At 55.6% G+C, this 23,094-nt stretch carries 27 protein-coding genes; 9 read left to right on the top strand and 18 right to left on the bottom strand.

Annotation, left to right across the window (positions count from 1 at the left end):
• Positions 1–135: 135 nt before the first annotated feature.
• From ACEW8J_RS08945 to ACEW8J_RS08925, 5 genes are all read right to left on the bottom strand, one after another.
• Entirely contained in the window at positions 136–552 is a 417-nt protein-coding gene (locus ACEW8J_RS08945; RefSeq protein ID WP_373491291.1) for a MucR family transcriptional regulator, read from the bottom strand.
• A gap of 106 nt (positions 553–658) precedes the next feature.
• Complete coding sequence (rimI, locus tag ACEW8J_RS08940) at positions 659–1,162, bottom strand: ribosomal protein S18-alanine N-acetyltransferase (RefSeq protein WP_373491290.1); 504 nt, start codon at positions 1,160–1,162, stop codon at positions 659–661.
• Positions 1,163–1,165: 3 nt separating this feature from the next.
• Positions 1,166–1,792, bottom strand: coding sequence for a tRNA (adenosine(37)-N6)-threonylcarbamoyltransferase complex dimerization subunit type 1 TsaB (tsaB, locus tag ACEW8J_RS08935; RefSeq protein ID WP_373491289.1), 627 nt, complete (start codon positions 1,790–1,792; stop codon positions 1,166–1,168).
• Between the two features lie 6 nt (positions 1,793–1,798).
• Positions 1,799–2,392: a malonic semialdehyde reductase gene (locus ACEW8J_RS08930; RefSeq protein WP_373491288.1), complete on the bottom strand. Its 594-nt coding sequence runs from the start codon at positions 2,390–2,392 to the stop codon at positions 1,799–1,801.
• Positions 2,393–2,417: 25 nt separating this feature from the next.
• The gene (locus ACEW8J_RS08925) at positions 2,418–2,990 is read right to left on the bottom strand and encodes a NifU family protein (RefSeq protein ID WP_373491287.1); all 573 of its coding nucleotides are present in this window, start codon (positions 2,988–2,990) and stop codon (positions 2,418–2,420) included.
• 206 nt (positions 2,991–3,196) lie between these two features.
• Between ACEW8J_RS08925 and ACEW8J_RS08920 the strand changes: the two genes are divergently transcribed.
• Positions 3,197–6,031 (top strand): M16 family metallopeptidase, encoded by a 2,835-nt coding sequence (locus ACEW8J_RS08920; RefSeq protein WP_373491286.1) that lies wholly within the window; start codon positions 3,197–3,199, stop codon positions 6,029–6,031.
• Between the two features lie 17 nt (positions 6,032–6,048).
• Here ACEW8J_RS08920 and ACEW8J_RS08915 read toward each other — a convergent pair whose 3' ends face one another.
• The 4 genes from ACEW8J_RS08915 to ACEW8J_RS08900 all read right to left on the bottom strand — a co-directional run bounded on the left by ACEW8J_RS08915 (position 6,049) and on the right by ACEW8J_RS08900 (position 9,131).
• Positions 6,049–6,681 carry a peroxiredoxin family protein gene (locus tag ACEW8J_RS08915; protein WP_373491285.1) on the bottom strand — a complete coding sequence of 211 codons (633 nt, stop codon included), beginning with the start codon at positions 6,679–6,681 and terminating at the stop codon, positions 6,049–6,051.
• Positions 6,682–6,816: 135 nt separating this feature from the next.
• On the bottom strand, positions 6,817–8,118 hold the full coding sequence (gene hslU, locus ACEW8J_RS08910) for an ATP-dependent protease ATPase subunit HslU (protein WP_373491293.1): 1,302 nt from the start codon (positions 8,116–8,118) through the stop codon (positions 6,817–6,819).
• A gap of 43 nt (positions 8,119–8,161) precedes the next feature.
• Positions 8,162–8,728 carry an ATP-dependent protease subunit HslV gene (gene hslV / locus ACEW8J_RS08905; RefSeq protein WP_373491284.1) on the bottom strand — a complete coding sequence of 189 codons (567 nt, stop codon included), beginning with the start codon at positions 8,726–8,728 and terminating at the stop codon, positions 8,162–8,164.
• A gap of 163 nt (positions 8,729–8,891) precedes the next feature.
• On the bottom strand, positions 8,892–9,131 hold the full coding sequence (locus ACEW8J_RS08900) for a hypothetical protein (protein ID WP_373491283.1): 240 nt from the start codon (positions 9,129–9,131) through the stop codon (positions 8,892–8,894).
• Positions 9,132–9,435: 304 nt separating this feature from the next.
• Between ACEW8J_RS08900 and ACEW8J_RS08895 the strand changes: the two genes are divergently transcribed.
• On the top strand, positions 9,436–9,654 hold the full coding sequence (locus ACEW8J_RS08895; protein ID WP_373491282.1) for a hypothetical protein: 219 nt from the start codon (positions 9,436–9,438) through the stop codon (positions 9,652–9,654).
• 11 nt (positions 9,655–9,665) lie between these two features.
• Here the strand turns inward: ACEW8J_RS08895 and ACEW8J_RS08890 are convergent, their stop codons facing one another.
• The gene (locus tag ACEW8J_RS08890) at positions 9,666–10,952 is read right to left on the bottom strand and encodes an MFS transporter (protein WP_373491281.1); all 1,287 of its coding nucleotides are present in this window, start codon (positions 10,950–10,952) and stop codon (positions 9,666–9,668) included.
• Positions 10,953–11,115: 163 nt separating this feature from the next.
• Between ACEW8J_RS08890 and pgsA the strand changes: the two genes are divergently transcribed.
• The 3 genes from pgsA to ACEW8J_RS08875 are packed head-to-tail and all read left to right on the top strand — an operon-like array spanning position 11,116 to position 12,391.
• Positions 11,116–11,688, top strand: coding sequence for a CDP-diacylglycerol--glycerol-3-phosphate 3-phosphatidyltransferase (pgsA, locus tag ACEW8J_RS08885; RefSeq protein ID WP_373491280.1), 573 nt, complete (start codon positions 11,116–11,118; stop codon positions 11,686–11,688).
• Positions 11,688–11,951 (top strand): MoaD/ThiS family protein, encoded by a 264-nt coding sequence (locus ACEW8J_RS08880; protein WP_373491279.1) that lies wholly within the window; start codon positions 11,688–11,690, stop codon positions 11,949–11,951. The genes pgsA and ACEW8J_RS08880 overlap by 1 nt, the downstream gene beginning before the upstream one ends.
• Positions 11,948–12,391: a molybdenum cofactor biosynthesis protein MoaE gene (locus ACEW8J_RS08875; protein WP_373491278.1), complete on the top strand. Its 444-nt coding sequence runs from the start codon at positions 11,948–11,950 to the stop codon at positions 12,389–12,391. The genes ACEW8J_RS08880 and ACEW8J_RS08875 overlap by 4 nt, the downstream gene beginning before the upstream one ends.
• 9 nt (positions 12,392–12,400) lie before the next feature.
• On the opposite strand, the gene ACEW8J_RS08870 is transcribed toward ACEW8J_RS08875, so the two are convergent.
• Complete coding sequence (locus tag ACEW8J_RS08870) at positions 12,401–13,324, bottom strand: hydrogen peroxide-inducible genes activator (protein WP_373491277.1); 924 nt, start codon at positions 13,322–13,324, stop codon at positions 12,401–12,403.
• Positions 13,325–13,478: 154 nt separating this feature from the next.
• Between ACEW8J_RS08870 and epsC the strand changes: the two genes are divergently transcribed.
• The gene (gene epsC / locus ACEW8J_RS08865; protein ID WP_373491276.1) at positions 13,479–14,183 is read left to right on the top strand and encodes a serine O-acetyltransferase EpsC; all 705 of its coding nucleotides are present in this window, start codon (positions 13,479–13,481) and stop codon (positions 14,181–14,183) included.
• The gene (locus ACEW8J_RS08860) at positions 14,183–14,536 is read left to right on the top strand and encodes a DUF2794 domain-containing protein (protein ID WP_373491275.1); all 354 of its coding nucleotides are present in this window, start codon (positions 14,183–14,185) and stop codon (positions 14,534–14,536) included. The genes epsC and ACEW8J_RS08860 overlap by 1 nt, the downstream gene beginning before the upstream one ends.
• Positions 14,537–14,577: 41 nt before the next feature.
• Here ACEW8J_RS08860 and phoB read toward each other — a convergent pair whose 3' ends face one another.
• The 7 genes from phoB to ACEW8J_RS08825 all read right to left on the bottom strand — a co-directional run bounded on the left by phoB (position 14,578) and on the right by ACEW8J_RS08825 (position 22,081).
• The gene (phoB, locus tag ACEW8J_RS08855; RefSeq protein ID WP_323800497.1) at positions 14,578–15,279 is read right to left on the bottom strand and encodes a phosphate regulon transcriptional regulator PhoB; all 702 of its coding nucleotides are present in this window, start codon (positions 15,277–15,279) and stop codon (positions 14,578–14,580) included.
• Positions 15,279–16,010 carry a phosphate signaling complex protein PhoU gene (gene phoU, locus ACEW8J_RS08850; RefSeq protein WP_373491274.1) on the bottom strand — a complete coding sequence of 244 codons (732 nt, stop codon included), beginning with the start codon at positions 16,008–16,010 and terminating at the stop codon, positions 15,279–15,281. The genes phoB and phoU overlap by 1 nt, the downstream gene beginning before the upstream one ends.
• 23 nt (positions 16,011–16,033) lie before the next feature.
• Complete coding sequence (gene pstB / locus ACEW8J_RS08845; protein WP_373491273.1) at positions 16,034–16,831, bottom strand: phosphate ABC transporter ATP-binding protein PstB; 798 nt, start codon at positions 16,829–16,831, stop codon at positions 16,034–16,036.
• Between the two features lie 52 nt (positions 16,832–16,883).
• Positions 16,884–18,146 (bottom strand): phosphate ABC transporter permease PstA, encoded by a 1,263-nt coding sequence (pstA, locus tag ACEW8J_RS08840; RefSeq protein WP_373491272.1) that lies wholly within the window; start codon positions 18,144–18,146, stop codon positions 16,884–16,886.
• Positions 18,139–19,524, bottom strand: coding sequence for a phosphate ABC transporter permease subunit PstC (pstC, locus tag ACEW8J_RS08835; protein ID WP_373491271.1), 1,386 nt, complete (start codon positions 19,522–19,524; stop codon positions 18,139–18,141). The genes pstA and pstC overlap by 8 nt, the downstream gene beginning before the upstream one ends.
• A 59-nt stretch (positions 19,525–19,583) precedes the next feature.
• Positions 19,584–20,627 (bottom strand): substrate-binding domain-containing protein, encoded by a 1,044-nt coding sequence (locus tag ACEW8J_RS08830; RefSeq protein WP_373491270.1) that lies wholly within the window; start codon positions 20,625–20,627, stop codon positions 19,584–19,586.
• 182 nt (positions 20,628–20,809) lie between these two features.
• Positions 20,810–22,081 (bottom strand): sensor histidine kinase, encoded by a 1,272-nt coding sequence (locus ACEW8J_RS08825; protein WP_373491269.1) that lies wholly within the window; start codon positions 22,079–22,081, stop codon positions 20,810–20,812.
• Positions 22,082–22,318: 237 nt separating this feature from the next.
• On the opposite strand from ACEW8J_RS08825, the gene ACEW8J_RS08820 reads away from it, so the two are divergent.
• Together ACEW8J_RS08820 and ACEW8J_RS08815 are read left to right on the top strand one after the other, a co-directional pair.
• Entirely contained in the window at positions 22,319–22,735 is a 417-nt protein-coding gene (locus tag ACEW8J_RS08820) for a hypothetical protein (protein ID WP_373491268.1), read from the top strand.
• Positions 22,736–22,804: 69 nt separating this feature from the next.
• A complete protein-coding gene (locus ACEW8J_RS08815) occupies positions 22,805–23,089 on the top strand; it encodes an HPr-rel-A system PqqD family peptide chaperone (RefSeq protein WP_373491267.1) in 285 nt (94 codons plus the stop codon).
• The last annotated feature ends 5 nt before the right edge of the window (positions 23,090–23,094 follow it).

Below are 23,094 nucleotides of genomic sequence, written 5' to 3'. Positions count from 1 at the left end.
CGAGGCTATTTCTCCACCACCTCAGGCAATATTACCGACGACGTGATCCTCAATTATCTCGACAAGCATACCAAGCCAAACAAAACTGGCTTCAGCCCCAAGCCATGAACCTACCGGCGTCAGCCGGTCAGTGGTTCAGTTCTTTTTGCCCTTTTTCTTGCCGAGGCCGATCGCCTTGGCAAGCTGCCGACGCTTTTCCGCATAATTGGGGGCAACCATCGGATAATCGTTCGGCAGGCCCCATTTGGCGCGATAGTCTTCGGGCGTCATGCCATAATGGGTCATCAGATGGCGTTTCAGCATCTTCAGCTTCTTGCCATCTTCGAGACAGACGACATAGTCTGGCTTGATCGATGCCTTGATCGGAACCGCAGGTTCAGGACGCGCCTGTTCGGCGGCCTTGCCCGAAAGTCCAGCGAGCGCCCCATGAACACTGCTAATGATGAGCGGCAAATCAGATACCGCGACGCTGTTGTTGCTGACATGGGCGGCAACAATGTCTGAAGTGAGCGTGATTAGCGTCTCATTCAGAGCAATTTCTTCCTCTGTCATATTCATATACCTTTGTGCGACGTTTATTATTTTATTGCATTTTATGCGCGCCATTATTTACACGAACGGTGACGGGCTGCAACACTCAAACAGCTCAACCATTAGTTTAGATGGTTAAACTGGCTTTATAAGTAACCGCGTCGAATTTTTCCATATTCGCGCCAGTATAATAGGCCTTGCGCAATCCAATCCGGTGAAAGCCAAACTTGCTGTAAAGCTTTTCTGCCGGATTATCGGCTCTCATTTCAAGGAATACCGATGCGACTTGGTTCGTACGCGCTGCCTGCAACATCTGTTCAAGCAGCAAATATCCGACGCCGCGACCCTGGCAGTCGGGAGCGACTGCGATCATCAGCAATTCTTCCTCATCGGCGGCCTGACGGCTGATGACAAAGCCATAAATTTGGGTTTTTCGCTGCGCAATCAGTAGCTTCGCACTAGGCATGGCAAGCATTGACCGGCATTGATGAACATTCCATCCTTCGCCATATGTCTTGGGAAAGGACTGTTCCATGACGCTCATTACAGCACTCAGGTCGGTCAGATCGCCCGTCCGGATATCGACCGGACCCAGGTCATGGTCTGACCATGGACGCTGGCGACCCGCCATCTCTCAGACCGTTTTCGCTGGCTGGGCGTCTGGTTTGCGCCCGTAGATCGGTGTGGGAGGCATTTTTTTCATAACGCTGGTCACTAAAGAGATTTGAGCGGCATTTGGCAATATCGAAAAGTGAGTATCAGCGCCGGTGGCCGCAGCCAGTTCTGCCGCTGCCGATCCAGCAATAATATCTGCCCTGACCTTTCGGGTGGCTTGTTCGGGAGCGATGGTGACAAACGGGGCCATCGGGTCTCCGGTTGCCGTAAAATTTTGCAGAAAATATTCGCCATGGCCGGCGAGCATGGCGACGCAGACCGGAAGCGGTGCGTCCATTTGCTCTCGAGCCTGCGCCGCAACGAGCGTCAGGCAATCATAACCCTGCACATCTGCATTCCAGGCTAGGGCGAGCGCTCTGGCGGCGGAAATGCCAATGCGGACGCCGGTGAAGCTTCCGGGCCCGCAATTGACCAGTATTCTAGCCGCTTTGCCATGACCAGGAAGTCGCGCAATCGCGGGGATCAGCTTTTCCGCATGACCGCGCCCAATTTCGGCATATTCCGATCCAATCAGTGCGCCATCCCCGAACAGAGCGACGGAACAGGCGATGGTGGCGGTATCAATCACGAGAAGGCGCTCGGCCATCCCGCGTCAGATCAGGCTGTTGAATTTGTCGAATTCGGGACGAGGGCTGCGATCGAAAATTGTTGTCGGATCGCCATAGCCCAATGTCGAGATGAAGTTCGATTTGACATCAGGCTGATCGCCGAAAAATTCCTTGTCGACAGCATCATTGTCAAAGCCTGACATCGGCCCGGTGTCGAGACCAAGCGCCCGCGCCGCGAGAATGAAATAGGCGCCCTGCAGCGAGCTGTTGCGCATCGCATGCACTTTGCGTGCCTCCGGATCTCCCTCGAACCAGCTTCTTGCATCGGCATGCGGAAAAAGTTCGGGCAGATGCTCGTGAAAATTCTGGTCCATGCCGATGATCACGGCAACCGGCGCCTTGCGGATCTTCTCCTCATTGCCGGCCGATGAAAGACCGGCCAGGCGATCGCGCGATTCCTGACTATGGCACCAGATCAGCCGGGCCGGCAGCATATTCGCGCTGGTCGGGCCCATCTTCATCAAATTCCAGATACCGTGGAGCTGGTCGACGGATACCGGTTTGTCGTGATAGCCATTATAGGTACGCGCTTCCAGGAACAGCTGATCCAGAGCCGCCTGACCCAGTGGTATATTCATTGAATTGCCCTTATTTGCGGAATGTTCAAGCAGCCCTAACTTCGGTGACCTCGGGCACATAATGTTTCAGCAGCGATTCGATACCATGTTTCAGCGTAGCCGTCGAAGAGGGGCAACCGGCGCAGGCTCCCTGCATTTTCAGAAACACCGTGCCCTTGTTGAAGCCGCGATAGATGATATCGCCGCCGTCATTGGCAACCGCCGGACGAACTCTGGTTTCGATCAGTTCCTTGATCTGTGCGACAATATCAGCATCTTCCGGATCGTCGTGCACTTCCTCTTCGGGTGGGACGACTATTTCACCAGCGCTGCCCGGCTTGAAAAGGGGCAGTCCAGCGGAAAAATGATCGAGCAAGATGCTGAGCACCTGTGGTTTCTGGTCGCTCCAGTCCGCACCAGGTCCACAAGTCACCGAAATGAAATCCGAACCGAAAAATACTCCGGTGACATCGCCCAGCGTGAACAATGCTTCCGCCAGCGGTGATATCTCGGCATCTTCCGGCGAAGCAAAATCGCGGGTTCCTTCGGTCATGACCGGTTGCCCGAGCAGGAATTTCAGGGTTGAGGGATTGGGTGTTTTTTCGGTTTCAATCAACATATCTGTTATCTGGCGATTATCGCCGTATGGATCAAGGGCTAAACACATTTCGAGGCGGCAGGACGCAAGAATAACGATAATATTCATTGGTCAGTAAGATAGGGACTGCTTATACCCGCAAAATGAAATCATTGACCCCCCGTTCCGTCCCTTGGTTGACCTTCTGTTTTCTGCTGTTCTGCCTTATGGCGATGCCTGGCTTGGTCATGGCGCAGGAAGCTGAGGGCGAAGCTGCCTTGCCTTGGCTCTATAAAAACAGCGACGTGCCGGTCGACAGGAGCTGGACTTTTGGCGAACTGGACAATGGCATGCGCTACGCAGTCAAGCGCAACGGCGTGCCGCCGGGACAGGTATCAATCCGGTTACGGATCAACGTTGGTTCGCTGATGGAAAATGACGAAGAGCAGGGATTTGCCCATTTCATGGAGCATCTGACCTTTCGCGGATCGACCCATGTCCCCGATGGCGAAGCGAAACGCGTGTGGCAGCGACTGGGAGCGACGTTCGGCAGCGACAGCAATGCCGAAACAACCCCTACGCAAACCGTTTATAAACTGGATCTCCCCAATGCCAGCAGGGCAAGCCTCGACGAGAGTTTGAAAATATTGTCGGGCATGATGATATCGCCGGGCCTGGGCCTAACAGCGGTCAATGCGGAGCGCCCGGTCGTATTGGCGGAATTGCGAGAACGCGCTGGTCCCCAGTCCAAAGTTCAGAATGCCACACGGGAATTATTCTTCGCCGGTCAACGGATGGCCGACCGGGCGCCGATCGGGACCCCGGAAACATTGAGCGCGGCGACGCCGCAGATGCTGCAATCATTCCACCAGCGCTGGTATCGCCCGGAGCAGGCGGTGATCGTCATTGCAGGCGATGGTGACCCGGCTGTGTTCGAGGAACTGCTGAACAAGCATTTTACCCAATGGCAAGGCACAGGCGAAGCAGGCAGTGTCCCGGACTTCGGTGAACCACAGGATATCGACGATATCAGTGCGGTGGTTATCGAGCCAACCCTGCCGCGGTTCATTTCCATGGTCATTGCTCGGCCATGGGAGCAGGTCAACGATACTATTGTCTATAACCAGCAGATTTTGATCGACCTGCTGGCGCTGCAGCTGATCAATCGTCGTCTGGAAGCGCGAGCCAGAACCGGAGGCAGCTATTTGCAGGCGAGCGTGGGGCAGGATGATGTGAGCCGGTCGCTTGACGGGACGTTTGTCAGCATCATTCCGCTGGGTGATGACTGGGAGGCCGCGCTAAGGGACGTGCGTGCCGTGATCGCCGACGCCACGGCGGTCGCGCCATCGGAGCCGGATATCGCTCGCGAGATTGCTGAATTTGATGCCGCTCTGGCCATTGGTGTGGAAAGCTATCAGACCGAAGCAGCGCGGGATCAGGCCGATAACATCATCAACGCTGTCGATATTCACGAAACTGTGGCGACGCCGCAAGTGGCGCTTGATGTATTTCGGGCGATGCGGGACCTGTACACGCCGGAGAGGCTGCTCGACTCGACGCGCAAATTATTCTCGGGCGTCTCGACCCGCGCATTGCTCACATCACCCGACGCCATCGATAACGGCAAGACAAGACTGGCTCAGGCACTGCGTCTCACCGTTGATGCTGCCAGCGATGTCCGCGTCACCCAGTCCGATATCGGCTTCGAAGCGCTGGACAAGATCGGCAAAAAGGGCAGGATTAAATCTTCCAGGAAAATTGAACGGTTCGAGATCGAGCAACTGGAACTGGAAAATGGCGTCCGGGTGCTGCTCTACCCCAATTCGGCCGAGCGTAACAAGATCATGGTCAACGTCCGGTTCGGCAACGGCTATCGCGGGCTCTCGCCTCATGAAGAATCGCTTGCCTGGACTGGGGCCATGGCCTTGATGGCCAGCGGCATCGGCGATCTCGGCCAGGAAGAACTCGACAAGATTACCACCGGCCGGCGGATTGGTTTGGGGTTCGGCATCGATAATGATGCCTTCGAGATCAGCGCGGATACCCGGGCTTCCGATCTCGAGGACCAGTTGCATCTGATCGCTGCCAAACTGGCATTCCCTCGCTGGGACGCCGCGCCGGTTATCCGAAGCAAGGCTGCAGCCCTGATCAGTTACGACAGTTTTTCGGCTTCTCCGCAGGCGGTTTTGGAGCGCGATCTGGAATGGCTCATTCGCGGCAAGGACCCTCGCTGGAAGACACCCGACAAGGAAGATTTCAACCAGTTGACCGCCGGGAATTTCAAGCAATTCTGGCAACCCATTCTGGCCAGCGGGCCGGTCGAACTGATGATCTTCGGAGATTTCAATCGGGACGAGGCCGTCGAGTCCGTCCTCAAGACTTTTGGCGCTTTGAAAAAACGCAAGCCGCAGGCAATCCCACGCGATGCGCAGTCGCCGCGTTTCCCGCCACCGCAGGCCGGCCCGGAAATCCTGGTGCACAATGGTGACACAGAACAGGCCGCTGCGATGATAGCGTGGCCGACCGGGGGCGGACTGGACAATGTACGCGAGAGCCGCAAGCTCGAGGTTCTGGTTTCGATTTTCAACGATCGCCTGTTCGATATTCTGCGCTCGCAGCAAGGCGCCAGCTATAGTCCGCAGGTCGTGAATAATTGGCCAGTCGATTTTGAAACAGGCGGTTATATCGGTGCGCAGAGTCAGTTGATGCCGGATAATGTCGATCGATTCTACAATGTCGTGCGATTGATAGCCAAGGATCTACGGGAAAAGCCGGTCAGCGCAGACGAGTTGCAGCGCGTTGTTGAACCCTTGCGGCAACTGATCGCCAGAGCCAGCAGCGGCAATAGTTTCTGGATGGGCCAGATGGAGGGTGCGAGCTTCAATCCGCAAAAATTTGTCGCCCTGCAAACCCTGCTTCGTGATTATACCGCCATCACAGCGGAAGAAGTGCAAGCGCTCGCGATCAAATATCTTGATGAAGAAAAACAATGGAAGCTGGTGGTCCTGCCCGAATCCGAACGTCTGGCTGCCAATGACAATGATCCGGCAGTTGCTCCATCAAAAGCAGCTACCCGAAACTAGACGAATCCAGCCTGTAATCAGAGAGAGTCGACCAGCGCCAATATCTGATCGTTGGTCGGTCGTTTCTTATAGTCACCGGACACCGATTTCGCGACGATCTTCCCTGTTTCGTCGATCAAAAATACAGAGGCATAGGGCACGCCAGCAGCGCGGCCTTCGATATATTGGGGATCGCGCAGTCCAAACGCGTCAATCACCGTCGATTGCTGATCGGACAGCATGTCATATTGCAACATCTGGTTTTTTGAAAAGCGATCCTGCTTGTCGGGACTGTCATAGCTGATTCCATAAAGCGTATAGCCACGGTCCTTCAGGTCGCCGACAATCGCATTGATCGATTTCAATTGGGTCTGACAAAACGGACACCATTCGACCGAGCGGGTAAAAACCAGCAGGGCAGGGCCCTTTGCCACGATCTGACCCAATGTGGTTTCGCCTGCATTGGTCAGCAAGCTGGCAGTCATCGGAGCCTGGGCCCCGATAGCCAGGCCGGCATCGATGCTGTCTGCTTCGGTGATCGGAGCAACAACCGCTTCCGGCTTGACTTCGACCTGTTCGGTGCCTTCGGTGACGGTATCGGGTGCCGGTTCGGAGCAGGCAGACAAGCCCATCGCAGCAATGCAGGTCATCAATAATGTGGCGCTTTTCATGACGGGTTCCATCCAGCTATCTGTTCGATCATTCGCTGTTTTGAGATATTCCGTTACAGCCGCAGAAAAATTTTATTCGCTGGCGAAAGACAAGGCACAATTCGCTCGAATATCATCAAGATCCTGCTTGTGTCATCACAATATATATTTCGACAGATCGGTGTCTTTGGCGACATCCGACAGCTGCTTTTCGACATAGGCCTTGTCGATGCTGATTTCTTCGCCCACCCGGTCTTCCGCCGTGAAACTTATCTCTTCCAACAGCTTCTCCATGACCGTCTGAAGTCTGCGCGCACCGATATTTTCAACCGTTTCGTTCACATTTGCCGCAATTTCGGCCAGCTTCGCGATCGCATCCTCGGTGATGCTGATCTTGACGTCCTCGGTACCGAGCAGGGCAATATATTGCTCGGGCAAATTGGCCTTGGTTTCGGTCAATATCCGGACGAAATCAGCTTCGGTCAAGGCCCGCAGTTCCACCCGGATCGGCAAGCGACCCTGCAGTTCAGGAAGCATGTCGCTGGGCTTGGATATCGAAAAAGCACCGGAGGCAATGAACAGGATATGATCGGTTTTCATCGGACCATATTTGGTCGCGACCGTTGTTCCCTCGATCAGCGGCAGCAGGTCGCGCTGGACGCCTTCCCGGCTGACCGATCCGCCGCGCATATCGCTCACCGCGATCTTGTCGATTTCGTCCAGGAAGACGATACCATTGGATTCGGCGTCGGAAATCGCCGCCCGTGAAATATCCTCGTCATCAAGACGCTTATCGGACTCTTCTTCAACCAGCTTGTCCCACGCATCCGCCACCCGCATTTTGCGACGTTTCAGGCGGTTTTGATTCAGGGCCTTGCCCATCATGTCGGACAGATTGATCATCCCGACCTGTCCGCCCATGCCGGGAATATCCATTGGCATATTGGGTGTATCTTCGACTTCAATCTCGATCTCGTTGTCGTTCATATGATTGTCGACAACCCGCTGGCGGAAACTTTCGCGCGTCGCTTCGCTGGCATTTTCACCGCAAAGAACGTCGAGTAGCCGTTTCATCGCCGCTTCCGCGGCGGCTTCGTGCACCGCCAATCGCCGGCGTTCCCGTTCCAGGCGGACCGCTTCTTCCGCGAGATCACGGGCAATTTGTTCGACGTCCCGGCCGACATAGCCGACTTCGGTGAACTTGGTCGCTTCCACCTTGATAAAGGGTGCGTCGGCCAGTTTCGCAAGGCGACGGGAAATCTCGGTCTTGCCGCAACCGGTGGGGCCGATCATCAGGATATTTTTGGGGGTCACTTCCTCGCGCAGTTCGGCGGGCAGTCGCTGCCTGCGCCAGCGGTTGCGCAGGGCGACAGCCACCGCACGTTTGGCGTCCTGCTGGCCAATAATATGTTCATCCAACGCCTTCACGATGGCTTTGGGGGTCAGGTTCGCCTGCATATCGGTCACTCTTCATTCAAAATGGTTGGGGGTCCGGCGGAGATCAGCTGTCGCTTGCTAGCGATTCGATGGTGATATGATCATTGGTGTAGACACAAATTTCCGCTGCAATTTCCATTGCTTTTCGTGCCAGCTTTTCCGCATCCTTCTCGTAATCTGCCAGGGCGCGAGCAGCCGAAAGAGCGAAATTTCCGCCGGATCCGATGGCAGCGATCCCTTCTGTCGGCTCCAGAACGTCGCCATTGCCGGTCAGGATAAGTGTAATGTCCTTGTCCGCCACGATCATCAGCGCTTCCAGATTGCGCAAATATTTATCGGTACGCCAGTCCTTTGCCAATTCAACCGCTGCGCGCATCAACTGTCCGCTATGGCGCTCCAGCTTTGCTTCCAGGCGCTCGAACAATGTGAACGCGTCGGCGGTTGCGCCTGCAAAGCCACCAATCACCGATCCGTCGTGCAATTGTCGGACCTTTCGGGCATTTCGCTTCATCACCGTCTGGCCCATGGACACCTGACCGTCGCCAACGACGACGACCTTGCCATTTTTTCGCACCGATAGGATGGTTGTGCCGTGCCATTGGGGCAGGCCATGTTGCTGATTTTCTGTCATGAAAGCAGATATGGGTAAGCCGATCCGGATGTGCAACCTGCGGCTTGCCCTACCGGCTTGATGACACGGTGCTGATCAGGCAACCGCCAGATTTCTGCCAATGATTGCATAAAAAAAATGGCGACCAGAAGCCGCCATTTTTAATCAATATGCCAGAACCAGTTCAGGGGCTGGTTGGAGTATCTTCGCTGCCGTCAGCAGCGATGATGATTCCGCCGATGATTGCTGCAGCTGCGAGGATTGCCAGAATTATTCCAGTTCCACCCTCGACGTTGCTTTCGCCTTCAACCGTTGCACTGGTACGTGCAGCAGATGTTACAGGCTGGGTAGCCTGCGCCAAGACGGGTGCGCTTACAAGCGATGCGGCTGCGGCTGCAGCCATTCCAATTTTACCGAAACGCATAATTTGCTCCTTCAGGGTTTCGCATTTCATTCAATACGCGATGGTCATTGGCATAACAGGCTGCTGAAATCAACCATCTTATTGTTCAAACTGGCAATTTCAGCGACCAGTTGCAAAGATCACACAGATCAGCGGTTTGCCTGACAAGTTTTATGTTTGTGCGATTGAGGCGCTGATCATTGGTTTGGCCTGTCTGATCATGTGAAACCCGCTGGCTTCTCAGGGTTGTTCCAATTCAAGACGTTAACCAAGGCCATGAATTTCGTGCTGGAAAGCATGGCTAAATTCCTGTTAACCAATGGCCATGAACGGACAGAGATCGAGACCATTGATATTGCGGGATGAAGGTATACGGCATCCCTTTCGCCAAAGCCTGCCGATCGAGATCGTGCAAATCGCCAGGAAAGAACAAGATTCGCAGGTCGCGCTGGCCGGCAAGGAAAAAGGTCTGGCGCATGACGCCAGCCTGTTTCTGCTCAGCTTTCTCGCCTTTTTTACCGCCTTTTCCACGTTCATTTTCTGATCCGGGACTGTTCAGTCGCAAGCGTGGTGCAATTGCAGGCCCAGCCAAGCCGCAATCAGGCACAAGGCCGCAACCAGCAATAATTGTTCGGTTGTTGAAACTCCCAACATACTCAGTCCCAGGGCAACGAGGGCGCCGAGAACCATGCAGCCGGCATTGACGACATTATTGGCGGCTATGGTGCGGGCGGTCTGGCTGATGTCGACGGTGGTCGTCAGAAAAGCATATAACGGGACGACAAACATGCCCCCGAATATCGCAACGCCGCCCAGCGTGCCAAGCAGTGCCCATGCCCCGTCATGGTCGATGAATGTTTCGAATGTATAGAGCTGGCCGTCAGGCAAGCCTTCCCAACCGCGGGCAATGAAGTAGAGAATGAGAACGAAAACGCCCATCAATATGACACTGATCGGAGCAAATCGGGCGGAGACTTCATTTTTCAGCATTCGGTTGACCAGAATCGAACCGATGGCAATGCCGATCGAAAATACGCCGAGGAACAGGCTTGCAACCTGGGGGGTGGCGGTCAGAACATTCTCTACCAGAGGGGGAAACTGGATGATCATCACCGAACCGATGGTCCAGAAAAAGCTGATCGCGATAATCGCCAGATAGAGCCGGCGGACATGCAAAGTAGCCGCGATCAAACGGATCGAAGAGCGTATGAAATTATAATCGATTTTCTCGACTTCCTTTTGCGCCGGAGCCGGCGGCATGAACTGGGCCGCGACGCGGCCGATCAGCGCCACGAAGAAAACCGCGATAATCGCGACTTCGGTGCCGTTTCCATCCCGGTCAATGATGATGCCCCCCAGAATCGTCCCCGCGAGAATCGCAATATAGGTACCGGCCTCGACCAGCCCTGTCCCCGCGAGGACTTCATCCTTTTGCAGATGCTGCGGCAGCACGGCATATTTTATCGGGCCGAAAAAGGTCGACTGCAGACCCAGAAGGAACAGGGCGGTCAGCATGATGGGAATAGACTGCAGCCACAGCCCGACTCCGCCGATCAGGGCAATGAATATTTCCAGTGTTTTGACGAATCGAGTGATCCGGGCCTTGTCATAATTGTCTGCCAGTTGACCAGCGAGAGACGAAAACAGGAAAAAGGGCAGGATGAAAAGTCCGGAGGCGAGAGCGTTAAAGGCAAAATCCTCGGATTCACTATCATAAATTCCGTAGGTCACCAGGATGACCATCGAGAATTTGAAGAGATTGTCGTTGAATGCCCCGAGAAGCTGCGTGAGGAACAGGGGCAGAAACCGTCTTGTTCGCAGCAGATGCGCCGTATTTTGCATATGATGGAAATCTCTTCTCGAGCGGAAAAAGGAGCGTCAGGCCATCCTTAGCCCATTGAGCCATGGCGTCAAATCGTATGACGGGCGCAGAGGTCACCAATTTGGCCATTAATTGGCTGAATCAATTTTCATTTTCGGCAAATCCGTTTATGCGAATGCCGCAATGCTGAATTTTCCGAACATATTGACGCTTTCGAGAATATTTGCGGTACCGATTCTGGTTTTTCTGCTTTGGCCGAATTTCGATCTGGTCGCTCGCCAGCCCTTGCCCATCGACTATCTGCTGGCATTTGGCCTCTATTGCCTGATGGCGGTTACCGACTATTTTGATGGCTATCTGGCGCGGACCCAAGGAACCGTATCAAAGCTCGGTATCTTTCTGGACCCGATCGCGGACAAGATCATGGTCGCGGCCGTGGTCCTGATGCTGATATTCACCAGGGATATCAACGGATGGCACACGATCGCGGCTATCGTCATCTTGTTACGCGAAATCATGGTATCCGGGCTGCGTGAATTTCTTGCCGGCCTGCAGGTCAGCGTTCCGGTGTCGCAGCTTGCCAAATGGAAAACCGGATTTCAGATGATTGCTCTGGGCGCTATGATACTGGCTGGCGGCCTGCCGCATATGCCGATCGTTCAGACTGTCGGACTGTGGACGCTCTGGACCGCCGCAATTCTGACCCTGATCACGGGATGGGATTATCTGCGCGTCGGTTTGAAGCATATGGACTGATGCCGCGCTCGCTCAACATCATATATTTTTCCTGGGTGCGCGAACGGCTCGGCATGGATCAGGAACAAGTCACGCTGGGCGAAGATATCGAGACAATTGAAGATGTGCTGACGATGCTGTCCAACCGGGGGGCGCAATATGCAGAGCTGTTTTCGGATATTGGAAAATTGCGCTTCGCGCTTGATCAGGATTACGGCATTGCCACCGCCAGCATCGGATCGGCGCGGGAGCTGGCCATTTTTCCGCCGGTGACTGGCGGATGATAAAGATTGTTGTCGGACCAGAAGATTTCGACATCGGCGTCGAGACGCGGGCGGTTGCCGGGCAGGGTGGCGGTGCGATTGCCAGCTTTGTCGGCCAGGTCCGCGATGACGGCAATCTGGAATCATTGGAACTGGAACATTATCCGGCAATGACGGGCAAGGCGCTGCAGGATATAGCCGAAACAGCGCTTTCCGACTGGTCTCTCCATGCCGTGACGATCATCCACCGGGTAGGGAAACTGGCCGTTGGCGAGAATATCGTGCTCGTCGTGACCGGATCCGATCATCGCAATGCAGCCATGGAATCCTGCTCATTCATCATGGATAAGCTGAAGACAGTCGCGCCTTTCTGGAAAAAGGAGACAGGCGCCGACGGGGCAGAAAAATGGATCGACGAACGGGCGTCTGATGTCGAAGCGGCGGCAAATTGGAAAAAATAATATTCTGGCCTAGGGATGTGCTTTGGAAACCCAGTTCTGCGCGCCCCTCATAATCTCTGCCAATAGTTGAAATTCACTCCGTCGCGGACTGTTCTTGCGCCAGACCAGAGCGATGTCGCGGGTGGCCCGATCCGATTTCAGTGGCCGGGCGACGATATTGGTATAATTTAATATGCCGCTGTCGATCGCCATTTTCGGGAGCAGAGTGAGGCCGAGACCATTGTCCACCATCTGCACCAGCGTGTGCAGTGATGTGCCCATCATCCTGGCGGAAGCTCTGAGTTCGGGCCGATTGCAGGCCGCCAGAGCATGATCCTTCAGACAATGCCCGTCCTCCAGCAACAACAGCTGGGTCTCGTCGATGTTCGCCGGGTCCACTTGCGGCGGCGGGTCACGCGGATCATTTTTTGGGAAAGCGACGAAAATCTCATCGCTGAACAGCACCTCCGACTCGACATCGCCGCAGGGAAAGGGCTGCGCCAGCAAGACACAATCGGCATGGCCGTGATGCAGCGAGTCGCACGCCGCCTGGCTGGTTTCCTCTTTCAAATAGAGTTTCAGGTCCGGGCGCTCCTTGCGCAATTGCGGCAGGAGGCGTGGCAGAAGAAAAGGGGCTATGGTGGGAATGACGCTCATCCGGACATCTCCGGCCAGTGGTTTGCCTGCCGAGCGCGCCATTTCGAACAGTTCTTCAGCCTCGCGCAGGATCCGATAGGCCTTTTCCACCATCTGATTGCCCAGTTCCGTAAAGCGTACAACTCTGCGCGTGCGTTCCACCAGCACGATGTCCAGCAATGCTTCCAGTTCCTTTATCCCCGCAGACAGGGTGGACTGGGTCACAAAGCAGGATTCCGCAGCCTTGCCAAAATGACCATGTTCTTTCAGCGCCACCAGATATTGCAATTGCTTGAGCGTGGGCAGGTAAGTCGACATTATCGAGGCTTTCGATCAGTGGCAGTGTATTGATCTAATATAGTGATGATACGCCGTTTGAAAAGCATCATCCTATTTCAGTTGCAAGAAAAGACTGGAAATACTGATTTGCCGAGCCTATTTTAAAAGCCTTGACCCCTTCCGGAGGAAATATATGTTTCGGGCACTCGGCGCTTATTTGGATTCCATCAAGGCGCGCGATCCGGCTCCGCGATCGCGGTGGGAGGTGCTGCTCTATCCGGGTGTGCTGGCCGTCGGCCTGCATCGCGTGGCGCATTGGCTGTTCAAGGGCGAACTCTATTTCTTCGCGCGCTTCATCAACCATTTCTCGAGATTCCTGACCGCCATCGATATCCATCCCGGTGCCAGAATCGGCAGGAATCTGTTTATCGATCACGGATTCACCGTCATTGGTGAAACCGCCGAAATCGGTGACAATGTAACCATCTATCAATGCGTGACCCTGGGCGGGACCAATCCGGCCAATGGTGTCGGGGGCAAGCGCCACCCGACCATTGAGGATGAGGCCATATTGGGTTCCGGTGCCCAGGTGCTCGGTCCGATCACCGTCGGCAAACGGGCTCGGGTCGGCGCCAATGCGGTGGTCACCCAGAACGTTCCCGAGGGTGCCACCATGGTAGGTGTCCGCGCGCGCCCGACCTTGGTCGAGGCCAAGGATTATCAGAAGGAATTTGTTCCTTACGGCACGCCGTGCAGCGAGATATTCGATCCGTCGACGCAAAAGCTGGAAATCTTGCAGTGCGAAATGGAGCAGTTGCAGAAGCGTATTGCCGCTTTCGCCAAGGAACGGAGCAGGGATGACAGTGGAATCGCGGCCAAGGGACGTGACAGCGCTTGATGCGTTTTTCCGAGTCCAACATATCGGCCTTTCCGCCGCGAATCACGCCATCGCAGGTAGGATTTGAGCGGCGCGAACTCGACCGCATACTCAATCTCTATGGCCGCATGGTCGCGGCCGGCCACTGGAAAGATTACGCCATGGATATGCGCCGCGATGTGGCGATATTCGCCGCCTTCCGCCGGGCATCGGAGCGGCCCCAGATCAGGATCGAGAAACGCCCGGCCGAGCGCAATCGGCAGGGCATGTGGTCGTTGCACGGGGAGCAGGGACAGATCTTGAAGCGCGGTCATGATCTGTCGGCCGTGCTTGCCCCGGTCGAACGCAAACTGCTGAAACTGGTTGCCGACTAGAAGGTCAAGCCCGTGCGCCCGGGTCTGTACTGCCCAGAAAACTAGCCTTCTGCAGCATCGGTATCGAGCGCATAGCCTGCTGATCGTACCGTCCGGATAATATCCGATCTGCCGTTGGCATTCAGGGCTTTGCGGAGACGACGAATATGGACGTCGACGGTGCGCAACTCGATATCGCTATCCTGACCCCAGACGCTGTCTAGCAGCCGCTCGCGGGAAAACACCCAGTTGGGATGTTCCAGAAAATGACGGAGCAGACGAAATTCGGTGGGTCCCAGCGGTATCGTGTCGCCGTCGCGTTTGACCTTGTGCCCGACCGTATCCATTTCCAGATCGCCGAAAGTCAGCTTTTCCCCGGCCAGTGCGGGCCGGACCCGGCGCAGCACCGCCTTGACCCGCGCGATCAGTTCCCGCGGGCTGAACGGCTTGGTGATATAATCATCCGCACCCGTCTCGAGCCCCCGGATCTTGTCTTCCTCTTCACCCCGAGCGGTCAGCATGATGATCGGAATATTGGCGGTTTCGGACGAGCGCCGCAACCGCCGGCACACTTCAATCCCGGACAGGCTTTCCAGCATCCAGTCGAGCAATATCACATCCGGGCGATGTTCCTGCACCAGCAGCAGCGCCTCTTCGCCATCCGGAGTATGGATGACATCATATTCTTCCTTCTTGAAGTTCCAGGTCAGCAGTTCCGCCAGCGCGGCATCGTCTTCGACGAGCAATAATTTGGCATTTACCATCAGTCGGCCCCATTCTTTGGTACGTTATCGATCGGCGTCGTGGGATTCTCGCCCCGGGTGCGCTCGGGCATGGGTTCGCCGGTCGCCGCGAAATAGACCATCTCTGCAACATTGGTCGCATGATCACCGATCCGTTCCAGATTCTTGGCAATGAACAGCAGATGCGCGGCTTCGCCAATATCCTTGGGATTCTCGATCATGTGGGTGATCACCGCCCGGAAGATGCTGTTGTAGAAATCGTCGACAATCTGATCCCGTCGGTTCACTTCCATCGCCAGTTCGGCATCGCGCCGGGCAAAGGCATCGAGTGAATCGCGGACCAGTTCGCTGGCAATTTTCGACATCGAAGGAAGCAGCGAGATCGGCCTCAACCGATGGGTATGGGTGACGAGCGGGACCCGTTTGGCAATATTTTTCGCATAATCACCGATCCGTTCAACCACCCCGGATATTTTGAACGTGGCGATCAATTCCCTCAGGTCATCCGCCATCGGTGCCCGGAGCGCGATCGTCTGAAAGGTCAGTTCGTCGATCCGCTTTTCGAGATCATCGATCAGCTTGTCTTCCCGGACGACTTCCGCCGCCAGTTCCAGATCGCTATTTTCCAGCGCCCGCATCGCCTTGGCAATGGCCTGCTCGCTGCGGCCGCCGATTTCGGCGACCATTCCGCGCAATTCGTTGATGTCAGAATCGAAGGCTTTGACGGTATGTTCTGTGCCACTATTGACCATGGTTGTTCCTAATCATCGATAAGTCAGCCGTAGCGACCGGTGATATAATCCCGCGTTTTTTCTTCCCGCGGATTGGTGAAAATATCGGTCGTCTCGCCATATTCCACCAATGTGCCAAGGTGGAAAAAGGCTGTTTTTTGGGAAACGCGCGCCGCTTGCTGCATATTATGTGTCACAATCACTATAGCATATTTTCCGCGCAGTTCGTGTATCAGTTCTTCGATCTTGGCGGTTGCGATCGGATCAAGCGCCGAGCAGGGTTCATCCATCAGGATCACTTCCGGATCCACTGCGATGGCGCGAGCGATACACAGGCGCTGCTGCTGACCACCGGACAATGCGGTGCCGCTGTCCTGCAGCCGGTCTTTCACTTCGCCCCAGAGGCCAGCGCGTTGCAGCGAGGATTCGACAATTTCGTCCAGTTCTTCCTTGCCAGTCGCAAGGCCATGGATGCGCGGGCCATAAGCGATATTGTCATAGATGGATTTGGGAAAGGGATTGGGTTTCTGGAACACCATTCCGACCCGAGCGCGCAACTGCACGACATCCATTTTGGAGGCATAAATATCCTCACCCTCCAGCTTGATTTCGCCGGTGACGCGCGCGATCGGAATTGTGTCGTTCATCCGGTTCATGCAGCGCAGGAAGGTCGATTTGCCGCAACCGGACGGCCCGATAAAGGCGGTGACGCTGTCCATGTTCACATCAATCGAGACGTCGTTGATCGCCTGCTTGTCGCCATAGAAAACATCGACATGGCGCGCCGTCATTTTGGGCGTTCCGCTATCGGTGGTCATGCCTGTCGTGGCCGAATCTGTCATATTTACGCTTTCGCTCGGTTCAAGTTTTTCTGATCGTCGTGCATCGGGACATTTACCAACGGGTTTCAAAACGATTGCGCAGGTAGATCGCCAGGGCATTCATGATCAGAAGGAATAATAACAATATGATGATCGCCGCTGAAGTCTTCTCGACAAAGCCGCGATCGACCTCGTCGGACCAAAGGAAAATCTGCACCGGCAACACGGTCGCCGGATCGGTGATGCCGCTCGGCGGTGTGGCAATGAACGCCCGCATGCCGATCATCAGCAGCGGTGCGGTCTCGCCCAGCGCCCGCGCCATCCCGATGATGGTTCCGGTCAATATGCCAGGCAGGGCGAGTGGCAGGACGTGGTGAAACACGACCTGCAGAGGGCTTGCGCCGATACCCAATGCGGCTTCCCGGATCGAAGGCGGCACGGATTTGACGGCATTGCGCCCGGAAATGACAATCACCGGCATCGTCATCAGCGCCAGGGTCAGGCCGCCGACCAGCGCGCCGGATCGCGGCATGCCGAAAAAGTTCAGAAACACCGCCAGGCCGAGCAGACCGAAGATGATCGACGGTACCGCAGCCAGATTGTTGATCGAAACCTCGATCAGATCGGTTAGCCGGTTCTTGGGCGCATATTCCTCGAGATAGAGCGCAGCCAGCACGCCGACCGGGAAGGCCAGCATCAACGTCACGATCATCGTGATCAAGGAACCTTTGAATGCTCCCCAGATGCCCACTTGCATCGGATCGGTGGCGTCGGAATTGCTCAGGAAATTCCAGTTGAACCCGGTTGAAAGCCGATCCTTATATTGCCGAACTTTCTGTTCGGCAGCGGGAGTGCCTCCGGACTTGTAGGCAATATCTATCTCCGAACTGACCGGCAGATATACGGTCGCTTTCCGTTCGACAATGTCCGGATTATCGAGAATCATGGCGCTGACCGCTGTCCATGCGCCCGAGGAGAACAGGTTGGCACCATCTTCGCCATATTGGATTTCAATGCTGCTAGCGACAATTTCCCGCAGCCCCATGACCTGCAAATTGGCATCTGCATTCGGCCCTTCAAACTGACTGGCCGACGCACCGCTGGTAACCGCGGGAAAATCTATCTGGAGCGGCATTTCCGTTTGCGTAAATCCGCGGAAACCATTGCCCACCATGACGATCAGCAGGAAAGCCAGAAATCCAGCCGAAAGCACGATTGCAGATATGCCCATGGCCTTGAACCGACGTTCGGCCGAATAACGCCGGGCAATGCGCTTCTGCATTTCGGCGCCCTGCCAGTCGGTCGGAAGACGCCTGGTTTCGATCAGATCATTCATATGCTTCCCGATATTTTTTGACGACCCGCAAGGCGATCAGGTTGAGCAGCAGGGTCACGATGAACAGGACAAGGCCCAGGGCAAATGCAGCCAGCGTCTTGGGACTGTCAAACTCCTGATCGCCGGTCAGCAACTGGACGATCTGGGCCGTTACGGTGGTAACACTGGCAAAGGGATTGGCCGTCATATTGGCCGCGAGACCGGCAGCCATGACGACGATCATCGTCTCACCGATCGCCCGGCTGACGGCCAGCAGCACACCGCCGACTACGCCAGGGAGCGCGGCGGGAATCAGGACTTTCTTGATGGTTTCGCTCTGGGTCGCTCCCATTGCCAGCGATCCATCCCGCATCGCGCTCGGCACGGCGGCAATACTGTCATCGGCCATCGAGGAAACAAACGGAATGATCATGATCCCCATCACCACACCAGCTGCCAGAGCGGATTCCGAAGAGGCATTGGAAATGCCGATCGCAACGGCAAAGTCACGCAAGGCCGGCGCAACGGTCAAGGCGGCAAAATAGCCGTAGACGACGGTGGGTACCCCGGCGAGCACCTCCAGTATTGGTTTCATCCACGCCCGAAATCTTGCCGGGGCATATTGGGTGAGATAGATAGCGCTCATCAGACCGAGAGGGATCGCCACGATCATGGCGATGATCGCGCCGATGAATACCGTGCCCCAGAACAGCGGTATCGCGCCAAATCCGGTTTCGCCCCGCGGGCCGGCTACTGCCTTCGGGTTCCATTCCGTGCCAAATAGAAAGTCGATCGGCGACACCATCGAGAAGAATCGGATCGTTTCGAAGACCAGTGAAAGGAAAATGCCAACCGTGGTGATGATTGCGATCAGCGATGCGAGCAGCAGCAGCAACATGGTCACCCGCTCGATTTTTGTCCGCGCGCGGAGGTCCGGCTTGATCTTCAGCCACGCGTAAACGCCGCAAGCAAAAACCATCAGCAATGCCGCGATCGCTCCGATCATCTGATAATAAGCAATCGCGTCGCGATAGGGTTCGACCATGGACTGCGATAGCGGATTAAACGCATTGACCTGATTGCCATAGGCGATGGCCCGCGCTTCCGATAGAATGGCTGCGCGAGAAAAGGCATCTTGCGGCAATTGCGCCGCAGCGGGGCTGGTCAGCGCGGCATCGGTGATCAGCGCCGGACTGACGAAACTCCACACGGTCATGAAAATGGCCGCAGGGATGATCGCCCATAATGCGACATACCAGCCATGATAATTGGGCAGGGAATGAAGAACCGAGCGCGATTTTTTGCCGACGGATTGCATTCCGGCCGCCTTCAGGCGGCCAAAGAACCAAGCGATCAGACCCAGGCCAATGACGAGAAAAAGGAGCGTCGCACTTGTCACTATATCTGGTTCCGCCCTTGTTTCAAAATCATCTGCAAAATACGCCTGTTCAGGCGCGCTTATTTCAATTCGCCAATTGCAAGTGGTGTCATATTGCGTACCACTTCGGTCATGTTTTCTCGTACATTGTCCGGCGAGACAATCAACCCGGCCTTTGCCAGATAGCCGTCCCTTGTGCCTGCGTTGACAAAGGCCAAAAGATAGTCCTGCAACCCCGGTATGACGCCGACATGCTGCTTCTTGGCATAGACATAAAGCGGCCGGGCTCCCGGATAATCGCCGGATGCAATTGCCTCATAGCCTGGTTCCACACCGGAAATCGCAATGCCCCGAACATTGTCAAGATTGGCTTCCAGAAAGCTATAGCCGAAAATACCCACGCTATTGGGATTCGCAGTCAGCTTCTGGACAATCAGATTATCATTTTCGCCTGCGTCGATATAGGCGCCATCTGCCCTTATCTCGTGACAGATCGATTTAAATTCTTCCTCATCGCTGTCCTTCAGCGCTCTCGTGGCGGGATCGGTGATACAACCGACCTCCATGATCAGTTCGGTGAGCGCATCGCGGGTGCCGGACGTGGATGGGGGCCCGTAGACATTGATCGGAAGATCTGGAAGCGAGGGATCGATTTCCGACCAGCTTTCGGTGCTATTCTCTATGCCAAAAGGCCGCGCAGCAATGGCCTTGTAAATCTGGGCAGGTGTGAGCGAAAAGGAAGGCCCGTTTTTCGATTGGGCAATGGCAATTCCGTCGATCCCGATTTGCACTTCAACGACGTCGGTGACGCCATTTGTCTGGCATAATTCCAGCTCTGAACGCTTGATCCGGCGCGATGCATTGACGATGTCGGGGGTATTCGCACCCACGCCAGAGCAGAAAAGGCTCAACCCGCTGCCGGTTCCGGTCGATTCCAATATCGGCGACGGATTGGCACCATTGATGCTATATTGTTCGGCCACAGCCTTGGCAAAGGGGAAAACGGTAGACGATCCGACAATCCGGATTTCGCTGCGGGTCCCGCTCTGACCGCCGGACGCCTGGTCCTGACAAGCGGAGAGCGCAAAGGAGGCGGCCGCAAGCAATGCGATTTGTCTTAACATGGAAAAATCCCCAGTTCGTCTATGGTCGGTCCAGGGCAAAGGCTCGCAAAGACCAGAATCACAGGCTCGTTGGCGTGGCTTCTAGGGAGGCGCAATGTCCTGATCATTACAGATATGTTACGGATATGTGACGATGGATCATGGGCCGTTCTTCTTGACGGAATTTCGTCCGCGAATGCATGTTATGGTGACAGATTTTGGCGATCGGCAGAACTGATGGAATTGCCCGCTATGGGGAGCAGCACCGAGACCGTCGTGCCGACGCCGACATCGCTGGCGATTTCCATTCGGCCACCATGCCGTTCGGTAATATGCTTGACGATGGCCAGCCCAAGGCCGGTCCCGCCAATGGATTTGCTGCGGCCCTTGTCGACGCGGTAGAAACGCTCGGTAAGCCGGGGAATATGTTCGGCAGCGATGCCGTCGCCCTGATCGCTGATGGCAAGGCATAACATCGTTCCAGCCTTGTTGGGTGCCAGATTGATCGTTACCGGAGCGCCCTTTTTGCCATATTTGAAGGCGTTGCTGAGCAAATTATTCACGACCTGGGCCAATTGCGCGCGATCTCCGTGAATCAGCGGGACATCGGTCGGCAGATGGACCAATATTTCGGCTTCCTTCTTGCCGCGACTGTTGATGTAAAAATCGCGCGCTTCGCCGACCAGTTCACTCAGATCTATCTGTTCCGAAGGCAGTTCGAATTTCTCTGCTTCAATCCGGGAAAGCGACATCAGGTCCTCGACCAGACGCTGCATGCGATCGGCTTCGGTATACATTATTTTGAGGAATCGGGTGCGGGTCGCATCATCCTTGCCAGCCGTTGGATCTTCCAGAGTTTCCAGGAAGCCCTTGATCGCGGCCAGCGGCGTACGCAATTCGTGGCTGGCGTTGGCGACGAAGTCGGTACGCATTCTCTCTGCCGCGTAGCGGCTGCTGCGATCCGACAATTGCACCAGTTTCAGGCCGTCCTGCAAGGTGTTGATGCGCAGTTCCCATCTCTGGTCGGTGCTGCCGACGCCGACCAGCAAGATAGGCTCCCCGGTATGCTGGGCGTCGGGATTGGCAAGTCGGTCAGCAGCGGCAGGATGGCGAATAGCGATCCGCACATCCTCGCCGACGATATGATCGCCCAAAACTTTGGCCGCAGCGGAATTGGCCGCCGCAACTTTTGCATTGCGCACCAGCAATATCGGATCCGTGATCGGGTTGATGATATCCTGATAGGCTTCAGAGCGGCCCTGGTATAATATCCGTTTGCGTTGCCGTTCCAGCGTGGCCGGGTCCGGCAATGGCGGGGCAGGCGGATCCTGCAGAACTGTGAACAGGGCAATCAAGCCGCTGCCGACGACAATCAGAAATTGTTGTCCGGGCTGCTGCAGCAGGCCTGCCAGCAGGGCACCACCCAGAATGAAGGCCAGAGCAACCAGCAAGCGCAAGGGGGAGACGGAGGTCATCTTGCCGATTCTGACATTTTCATAGCACCCATCTAGGCTGCGCCGGACCGGATCGGCAATGGGAATATTTCAGCGCTCTGGCCCGCGCGTTCCCCCGTAGAGGCCTTGTTAACGAATTTCGTGTCTATGTCCCGAATATGGACGCGGCGCGCAGCGACGGACTGTTTGCTCGCTTTTAACCGGATTTCTGCGTATGTGCGGCAATCGGAAGCTAGGAAAACCAAGGACAGCAACGCGATGAAAGATCACCTTCCATCTGAATCGTCAGCCGATGCTGACCGGAATAACGGAATCGTGACCCGCCGTCGTGCCTTGATGATGGGCGCAATAACGGCTTCGGCGGTGGTCAGTATCAAGCCGGCACTGGCCCAGACCGCCGGTTCGGTACTCAACTGCGAAATTCCGGTCCCTGCCAATAATACGACGGGCGGGCATATCGATGCCGCCGGCAGGGTCGTTTCGGCTGATACACCCGGCGCCTTTCCGCCAGCAGGCCGAAATTTCACCGGCGAAGAAGTGCGGCGTGCGATGAACGGACGGACGCTGCCCGGCACGTCCTATGACCAGTCCCAGGCCTATGTGAATTATATCCGCAGACTGCAGGCTGGCCAGAGCGGCTTTACCTGCTATGCATCGCTGCAAATGCCCCGCTGATATTCGCGACCCCTTTTTAACATTTGGCTGCTATCAGACCTGCATGTCCTACCAGAATCGCAGGTAATCATGACCCGGAGATATCGCGCCGCCGCAAAGGATGATCTGCTCTGGCATGATCTGGACAGCATGACTTTGCTGTTTCATCGTCCGTCGGGAATCACCCATATGCTGGCCGAACCCGCTCCCGCGATATTGGCAGTGATGGAAGATCTGCCCCTCACCGCGGCTGAAATCGCGTCGCGATTGATTGCGGAATTTGACGTCGAGACGGAGACGGATGCCGAACAGATCGTCATCGCCAGGCTGGAAGAGCTTTCCGGATTGGGACTGGTCACGCGGGCGGCGGATTGATGCGG

It is taken from the genome of Parasphingorhabdus sp. (assembly GCF_041748495.1).
Taxonomy (GTDB): Bacteria; Pseudomonadota; Alphaproteobacteria; order Sphingomonadales; family Sphingomonadaceae; genus Parasphingorhabdus.
Note: the sequence above shows the minus strand (reverse complement) of the source record. Positions and strands in the feature narration are given on the sequence as shown.

Bases quoted from the DNA above. Each gene is read 5' to 3' on its own strand.
- ACEW8J_RS08945 (WP_373491291.1), bottom strand. From the start codon at position 552: ATGACAGAGGAAGAAATTGCTCTGAATGAGACGCTAATCACGCTCACT.
- rimI (WP_373491290.1), bottom strand. From the start codon at position 1,162: ATGGCGGGTCGCCAGCGTCCATGGTCAGACCATGACCTGGGTCCGGTC.
- tsaB (WP_373491289.1), bottom strand. From the start codon at position 1,792: ATGGCCGAGCGCCTTCTCGTGATTGATACCGCCACCATCGCCTGTTCC.
- ACEW8J_RS08930 (WP_373491288.1), bottom strand. From the start codon at position 2,392: ATGAATATACCACTGGGTCAGGCGGCTCTGGATCAGCTGTTCCTGGAA.
- ACEW8J_RS08925 (WP_373491287.1), bottom strand. From the start codon at position 2,990: ATGTTGATTGAAACCGAAAAAACACCCAATCCCTCAACCCTGAAATTC.
- ACEW8J_RS08920 (WP_373491286.1), top strand. From the start codon at position 3,197: ATGGCGCAGGAAGCTGAGGGCGAAGCTGCCTTGCCTTGGCTCTATAAA.
- ACEW8J_RS08915 (WP_373491285.1), bottom strand. From the start codon at position 6,681: ATGAAAAGCGCCACATTATTGATGACCTGCATTGCTGCGATGGGCTTG.
- hslU (WP_373491293.1), bottom strand. From the start codon at position 8,118: ATGCAGGCGAACCTGACCCCCAAAGCCATCGTGAAGGCGTTGGATGAA.
- hslV (WP_373491284.1), bottom strand. From the start codon at position 8,728: ATGACAGAAAATCAGCAACATGGCCTGCCCCAATGGCACGGCACAACC.
- ACEW8J_RS08900 (WP_373491283.1), bottom strand. From the start codon at position 9,131: ATGCGTTTCGGTAAAATTGGAATGGCTGCAGCCGCAGCCGCATCGCTT.
- ACEW8J_RS08895 (WP_373491282.1), top strand. From the start codon at position 9,436: ATGAACGGACAGAGATCGAGACCATTGATATTGCGGGATGAAGGTATA.
- ACEW8J_RS08890 (WP_373491281.1), bottom strand. From the start codon at position 10,952: ATGCAAAATACGGCGCATCTGCTGCGAACAAGACGGTTTCTGCCCCTG.
- pgsA (WP_373491280.1), top strand. From the start codon at position 11,116: ATGCTGAATTTTCCGAACATATTGACGCTTTCGAGAATATTTGCGGTA.
- ACEW8J_RS08880 (WP_373491279.1), top strand. From the start codon at position 11,688: ATGCCGCGCTCGCTCAACATCATATATTTTTCCTGGGTGCGCGAACGG.
- ACEW8J_RS08875 (WP_373491278.1), top strand. From the start codon at position 11,948: ATGATAAAGATTGTTGTCGGACCAGAAGATTTCGACATCGGCGTCGAG.
- ACEW8J_RS08870 (WP_373491277.1), bottom strand. From the start codon at position 13,324: ATGTCGACTTACCTGCCCACGCTCAAGCAATTGCAATATCTGGTGGCG.
- epsC (WP_373491276.1), top strand. From the start codon at position 13,479: ATGTTTCGGGCACTCGGCGCTTATTTGGATTCCATCAAGGCGCGCGAT.
- ACEW8J_RS08860 (WP_373491275.1), top strand. From the start codon at position 14,183: ATGCGTTTTTCCGAGTCCAACATATCGGCCTTTCCGCCGCGAATCACG.
- phoB (WP_323800497.1), bottom strand. From the start codon at position 15,279: ATGGTAAATGCCAAATTATTGCTCGTCGAAGACGATGCCGCGCTGGCG.
- phoU (WP_373491274.1), bottom strand. From the start codon at position 16,010: ATGGTCAATAGTGGCACAGAACATACCGTCAAAGCCTTCGATTCTGAC.
- pstB (WP_373491273.1), bottom strand. From the start codon at position 16,831: ATGACAGATTCGGCCACGACAGGCATGACCACCGATAGCGGAACGCCC.
- pstA (WP_373491272.1), bottom strand. From the start codon at position 18,146: ATGAATGATCTGATCGAAACCAGGCGTCTTCCGACCGACTGGCAGGGC.
- ACEW8J_RS08830 (WP_373491270.1), bottom strand. From the start codon at position 20,627: ATGTTAAGACAAATCGCATTGCTTGCGGCCGCCTCCTTTGCGCTCTCC.
- ACEW8J_RS08825 (WP_373491269.1), bottom strand. From the start codon at position 22,081: ATGACCTCCGTCTCCCCCTTGCGCTTGCTGGTTGCTCTGGCCTTCATT.
- ACEW8J_RS08820 (WP_373491268.1), top strand. From the start codon at position 22,319: ATGAAAGATCACCTTCCATCTGAATCGTCAGCCGATGCTGACCGGAAT.
- ACEW8J_RS08815 (WP_373491267.1), top strand. From the start codon at position 22,805: ATGACCCGGAGATATCGCGCCGCCGCAAAGGATGATCTGCTCTGGCAT.